Below are 5,614 nucleotides of genomic sequence, written 5' to 3'. Positions count from 1 at the left end.
CGGCCACGGCATGCTCCCGCACACCGATCTGGCGGGGGGCCTCGGCTGCGGCCTGGACGGGCTCGCCGTGGCCGTCGACGCCGAGCAGCGCACGGACGTACCCGGCGTGTGGGCGGCCGGCGAGTCCACCGGTATCGGCGGCGCGGCCCTCGCCCTCGCCGAGGGGCACATCGCCGGCTGCTCCGCCGCCGCGTCCCTGCGCGGCACCGCCCCCGACCCGGCACCCGCAGCCCTCAAGGCCCGTACGAAACTCCGCAGTTCGGCAGCCGCCCTCGACGCCGCCTACGTGCCGCCCGCGCACTGGCCCGAGCAGGTCACCGACGACACCGTGGTCTGCCGCTGCGAGGAGGTCACCGCCGGTGCCGTGCGCGACGCCCTGGACCTCGGCGCGGGCGACGAGCGGACCGTGAAGCTGCTGACCCGGGCCGGCATGGGCTGGTGCCAGGGCCGGATGTGCGCCGTCGCCGTCGCCGGTCTCGCGGGCTGCCCGCCCGCCCCGTCCAGAAGGCCGTTCGCCCGTCCCGTACCGCTCGGTGTCCTCGCACGGCAACACTCCCAGGAGGAACTGTCATGACCGACCACCGCCCCTGGCGCGGCGTCCTCGTCGCCACGGCGCTCCCGCTGAACGACGACCTCTCCGTGAACTACGACAAGTACGCCGAACACTGCGCCTGGCTGGTCGAGAACGGCTGCGACGGCGTCGTGCCGAACGGCTCCCTCGGCGAGTACCAGGTGCTCACCCCCGAGGAGCGCGCCCGGGTCGTCGAGACGGCCGTCGCCGCGATCGGCGGACAGCGCGTCATGCCCGGCGTCGCCGCGTACGGGTCCGCCGAGTCCCGGCGCTGGGCCGAGCAGGCAGGCGAGGCCGGGTGCCGGGCGGTGATGCTGCTGCCGCCGAACGCCTACCGCGCCGACGAGCGCTCCGTCCTCGCCCACTACGCCGAGGTCGCGCAGGCGGGACTGCCGGTCGTCGCCTACAACAACCCCGTCGACACCAAGGTCGACCTCGTGCCGGAGCTGCTCGCCCGGCTGCACGGCGAGGGGTACATCCGGGCCGTGAAGGAATTCTCCGGAGACGTCCGCCGGGCCTACCGCATCGCCGAACTCGCCCCCGAACTCGACCTGCTGATCGGCGCGGACGACGTGCTGCTGGAGCTGGCCGTCGCGGGCGCGAAGGGCTGGGTGGCCGGCTACCCGAACGCCCTGCCGCAGGCGTCCGTCGAGCTGTACCACGCGGCCGTCGACGGCGACCTCGACACCGCGCGGCACCTGTACCGGCAGCTGCATCCGCTGCTGCGGTGGGACTCGCGGGTGGAGTTCGTCCAGGCCATCAAACTGTCCATGGACCTCGTCGGCCGCCACGGCGGACCCTGCCGGCCGCCGCGCATGCCGCTGCTGCCCGAGCAGGAGGCCGCCGTCCGGTCCGCCACCGAGAAGGCCGTCGCGGCCGGATTGTCGTAGGGATCATGCGCAGCAGACTCGTCCTGCACGCCGTCGACTCGCACACCGAGGGCATGCCGACCCGCGTGATCACCGGCGGCATCGGCACCATCCCCGGCGCCACCATGAACGAGCGGCGGCTCTACTTCCGCGAACACCGCGACGACATCAAGCAGTTGCTGATGAACGAGCCGCGCGGGCACTCCGCCATGAGCGGCGCGATCCTCCAGCCGCCGACCCGGCCCGACTGCGACTGGGGCGTCGTCTACATCGAGGTCTCCGGCTATCTGCCGATGTGCGGGCACGGCACGATCGGCGTGGCGACCGTCCTCGTCGAGACCGGCATGGTCGAGGTCACCGAGCCGGTCACCACCATCCGGCTCGACACCCCCGCGGGCCCGGTCGTCGCCGAGGTGGCCGTGACGGACGGCGCCGCCCAGTCGGTCACCCTGCGGAACGTGCCCTCCTTCGCCGTCGCCCTCGACCGCGAGGCCACCCTCGCCGACGGGCGGACGGTGACGTACGACCTCGCCTTCGGCGGCAACTTCTACGCCATCCTGCCGCTGGAGCGGTTCGGCCTGCCCTTCGACCGGTCCCGCAAGGACGACATCCTGCGGGCGGGCCTGTCCCTCATGGCCGCCGTCAACGCCGAGGACCCGCCCGTCCACCCGGAGGACCCGTCCATCCACGGCCTCCACCACGTCTACCTGGCCGCCCCCGGCTCGACCGCCCGCCACTCCCGGCACGCCATGGCCATCCACCCCGGCTGGTTCGACCGCTCGCCCTGCGGCACGGGCACCAGCGCCCGCATGGCGCAGTTGCACGCCCGCGGCGAACTCCCGCTGCACACCGAGTTCGTGAACGAATCCTTCATCGGCACCCGGTTCACCGGCCGACTGCTCGGCACCACCGAGGTGGCCGGCCGCCCGGCCGTGCTGCCCAGTTTCTCCGGACGCGCCTGGATCACCGGCACCGCCCAGTACCTGCTGGATCCCGAGGACCCGTTCCCGGCGGGGTTCGTGCTGTGAGCCGCACACCCGCGCTGCCTGTGCTGGGCAGCAGGAAACCCAGCCACCGGGAGCGGGTCGCGGACGCGCTGCGGGCCGCCCTGATCGCCGGCGAGCTGCTCCCCGGCGAGGTCTACTCGGCCCCGGGCCTCGCCGCCCGCTTCGGCGTCTCCGCCACCCCCGTGCGCGAGGCCATGCTCGACCTCGCCAAGGAAGGCCTCGTCGCCACCGTGCCCAACAAGGGCTTCCGGGTCACGGCCGTCTCCGAGCAGCAACTGGACGAGTACACCCACATCCGGGCGCTGATCGAGATACCCACCACGGCGAGTCTCGCGGCCACGGCCGACCCGGTGGCGCTGGAGGCACTCAGGCCGGTCGCCCAGGAGATCGTCACCTCCGCAGCGGCCGGCGACCTCATCGCCTACGTCGAGGCCGACCTGCGCTTCCACCTCGGCCTGCTGGCCCTCGCGGGCAACGGCCATCTCGTCGACGTCGTACGGGACCTCAGACGCCGCTCCCGGCTGTACGGACTGACCGCGCTCGTCGAGCAGGGGCGGCTGGAGGCGTCGGCGGAGGAGCACCTGGAGATCCTGGACGCGCTGCTCGCCCGGGACGAGGAGGCCGTACGGACGGTGATGACCCGGCATCTCGGGCACGTCCGGGGGCTGTGGGCAGGACCCGCAGGACCCTGACGCCTGCCCGCCGTCCCGGTGCCGGACCGGGACGGCGGGGACCGGTGCCGGGTCAGAGGTCCAGCACGAGCCGCTTGCCGCGACAGCGGGACACACAGATGAGCATGGTCTCGCCCGCCGCGCGTTCGTCGTCGGTGAGCACCGAGTCACGGTGGTCCGGCTCGCCCTCCAGCACGTCGGTCTCGCAGGTGCCGCAGGTGCCCTCGGTGCAGGAGTAGAGCACCTCGACACCGGCCTCGCGCACGGCGTCCAGGACCGACACGTCCGGCGCCACGGTGAGCGTCCTGCCGCTCCGCGCCAGCTCCACCTCGAACTCGGTGGTGCCGCCCGTCTCCTGCTCCTTCGGCCGGAACCGCTCGACGCGCAGCACTCCGGACGGGCAGCGCTCCTCGACCGCGTCCAGCAGCGGCCCGGGGCCGCAGCAGTAGACGAGCGTGCCCTCGGGTACGTCGTCCAGCACCGAGGGCAGGTCCAGCAGCCCCGTCTCGTCCTGGGGCGCGATCGTCACCCGGTCGCCGTACCGGGCGAGTTCCTCGCCGAACGCCATCGACCGGCGGGTGCGCCCGCCGTACAGCAGCGTCCACTCGGCGCCCGCCGCCTCGGCCGCCGCCAGCATCGGCAGGATCGGGGTGATGCCGATGCCGCCCGCGACGAAGCGGTAGCGCCGGGCGGGCTCCAGGCCGAAGTTGTTCCGGGGCCCGCGCACCCGGACCTTGTCGCCCTGCCCCACCTGCTCGTGCACATGGGCCGAACCGCCCCGGCCGTCCGGCTCGCGCAGCACCGCGATCCGCCAGGCCGACCGGTCGGCCGGATCGCCGCACAGCGAGTACTGCCGCTCCAGCCCGGGGCCGAGCACGACGTCGATGTGCGCGCCCGGCTCCCACGCCGGGAGTGACTCGCCGAGCGGGTGGCGCAGGGTGAGGGCGAGCACGCCGTCGGCGGCGAAATCACGCCGTTCGACGACGAGTTCGGCTTCGTACACGCTCATGAACTGTTCCCTTGCGGCTTGTCGACGTCATGCCCCTGCGGGTGGGCGAGCATCCACTCCCACATCTCCACCGGGTCCTGCGCGGTGTGCTCACGGCCGCAGTGGCAGGTGCCGTGCAGGACGTCGGTGCCGGGCAGCCAGTCGATGCGGTAGATCTCGCCGGTCGGACTGGTCACTGGACCTTCTCCACGGGCTTCTCGCCCTGCTCCACCAGCCGGGCGAGGATGCGGCGGGCGGCCAGACCACCGGTGTCGATGTTGATGCTCAGCTCCTGGTAGCCGGTGCGCTCGGTGCCGAGGGTCTTCTGGAGCAGGTTGAGCGCGGTGACGTCCTGCATCACGACCGTGTGGTTGTTGCCGCGCAGGAACTCGGTGACCTCGGCGTCGTCGATCGCCCAGTCGCGCGAGACGGCCCAGAAGTCGTACACCTTGCCGTCTCCGGACGGGGTGATCGCGTACGTGATCTCGGTGTGGAAGCCGTTCGGGTCGCTGCCGTCCGGCTCGGGCAGCACACCGACCGGGGCGATGCGGCTGTGCAGCAGATACAGGCAGGGCGCGTGGTACTCGATGTCCTGCCAGCGGGTGATCCGGCCTTCTATGCCGGTGGACTTCGCGTAGAACGGCGGGCACGCGGCGTCGTCCATGTGCCGGCTGACCCGGACGATCCCGGCGCCCTCGTCGACCTCCGTCGTGATCGGTGTCTCGGCGACCTCGGGGGTGCCGATGTACCCGCCGTGCAGATACGTCTCGTGCGACAGGTCCAGGAGGTTGTCGACGAGGAGTCCGTAGTCGCAGTCGATGGGCTCCATGCCGCGCACGGTGACCCAGCCGGGGGAGTCGAGGTGCCTGGCCCGCGGGATGCTCTGCGGATCGGCGAGCGCCGGGTCACCGATCCACACCCAGATCAGCGAGTCCTGCTCGACGACCGGGTAGGAGGCGACCCGGGCGGTGCGAGGCACCCGCTTCTGCCCCGGCACGTACACGCACGTACCGGTCGTGTCGTACGTGAACCCGTGGTACCCGCACACGATCCGGTCGCCGTCGAGGCGCGTCGGGGCCTCGGACAGCGGGTACCGGCGGTGCACACACCGGTCGTGCAGCACGACCGGCGTGCCCTCCTCCTCGGTCCGGTAGAGCACGAGCGTCTCACCGAGGATCGTGCGTCCGAGCAACTCCCGCCCGACCTCGTGACTGTAGGCGGCGACGTACCACTGGTTCTTGGCAAAAGCAGTCATGTGCGGCATGAGCGGGTCCCGTCATCCTCGACGTCCTGTCGGAAACACCATGACGATGTCGCCGTCACCCTGGCAATAGGACTTCCGCCGGACGGAAACCCTCTGGTCAGCCGCTTGGAAGGTCTCACACTCTGAGAGGCCGACCGTCCACCGGAGGCGTTGCCGTCCCGGCCTCGGTGATGCTCAGGGCGCGGAGAAGGGCGCGTGCCACCGCGTCGTTCTGGCGGAAGGCGGGGGCGTCGGTGCGGGGGCG

7 protein-coding genes are annotated in these 5,614 nt (G+C 72.3%); 4 read left to right on the top strand and 3 right to left on the bottom strand.

Annotated features, from left to right (window positions below; all coding sequences use genetic code 11):
* The 4 genes from CCL05_RS20445 to CCL05_RS20430 form a co-directional block, all read left to right on the top strand.
* Window positions 1-574 (top strand): (2Fe-2S)-binding protein (locus tag CCL05_RS20445; RefSeq protein WP_208641576.1); only part of this gene is annotated, 574 nt, incomplete at its 5' end.
* Window positions 571-1,461, top strand: coding sequence for a dihydrodipicolinate synthase family protein (locus CCL05_RS20440; RefSeq protein ID WP_086561933.1), 891 nt, complete (start codon window positions 571-573; stop codon window positions 1,459-1,461). The genes CCL05_RS20445 and CCL05_RS20440, both read left to right, overlap by 4 nt.
* Window positions 1,462-1,466: 5 nt before the next feature.
* On the top strand, window positions 1,467-2,468 hold the full coding sequence (locus CCL05_RS20435; RefSeq protein WP_086561932.1) for a proline racemase family protein: 1,002 nt from the start codon (window positions 1,467-1,469) through the stop codon (window positions 2,466-2,468).
* Entirely contained in the window at window positions 2,465-3,139 is a 675-nt protein-coding gene (locus CCL05_RS20430) for a GntR family transcriptional regulator (protein WP_086561931.1), read from the top strand. Before CCL05_RS20435 ends, CCL05_RS20430 begins: the two co-directional genes overlap by 4 nt.
* A gap of 52 nt (window positions 3,140-3,191) precedes the next feature.
* Here CCL05_RS20430 and CCL05_RS20425 read toward each other — a convergent pair whose 3' ends face one another.
* From CCL05_RS20425 to CCL05_RS20415, 3 genes are read right to left on the bottom strand one after another with little or no spacing between them, the layout of a single operon-like run.
* On the bottom strand, window positions 3,192-4,127 hold the full coding sequence (locus CCL05_RS20425) for a PDR/VanB family oxidoreductase (RefSeq protein ID WP_086561930.1): 936 nt from the start codon (window positions 4,125-4,127) through the stop codon (window positions 3,192-3,194).
* Window positions 4,124-4,303: a hypothetical protein gene (locus CCL05_RS20420; protein ID WP_086561929.1), complete on the bottom strand. Its 180-nt coding sequence runs from the start codon at window positions 4,301-4,303 to the stop codon at window positions 4,124-4,126. Before CCL05_RS20420 ends, CCL05_RS20425 begins: the two co-directional genes overlap by 4 nt.
* Window positions 4,300-5,370, bottom strand: a complete 1,071-nt coding sequence (locus CCL05_RS20415) for an aromatic ring-hydroxylating oxygenase subunit alpha (RefSeq protein WP_208641575.1) — start codon at window positions 5,368-5,370, stop codon at window positions 4,300-4,302. The genes CCL05_RS20420 and CCL05_RS20415 overlap by 4 nt, the downstream gene beginning before the upstream one ends.
* Window positions 5,371-5,614 lie beyond the last annotated feature (244 nt).

This window comes from Streptomyces africanus, assembly GCF_002150735.1.
Classification (GTDB): domain Bacteria; phylum Actinomycetota; class Actinomycetes; order Streptomycetales; family Streptomycetaceae; genus Streptomyces; species Streptomyces africanus.
Note: the sequence above shows the minus strand (reverse complement) of the source record. Positions and strands in the feature narration are given on the sequence as shown.

Bases quoted from the DNA above. Each gene is read 5' to 3' on its own strand.
- CCL05_RS20435 (WP_086561932.1), top strand. From the start codon at position 1,467: ATGCGCAGCAGACTCGTCCTGCACGCCGTCGACTCGCACACCGAGGGC.
- CCL05_RS20415 (WP_208641575.1), bottom strand. From the start codon at position 5,370: ATGCCGCACATGACTGCTTTTGCCAAGAACCAGTGGTACGTCGCCGCC.
- CCL05_RS20425 (WP_086561930.1), bottom strand. From the start codon at position 4,127: ATGAGCGTGTACGAAGCCGAACTCGTCGTCGAACGGCGTGATTTCGCC.
- CCL05_RS20440 (WP_086561933.1), top strand. From the start codon at position 571: ATGACCGACCACCGCCCCTGGCGCGGCGTCCTCGTCGCCACGGCGCTC.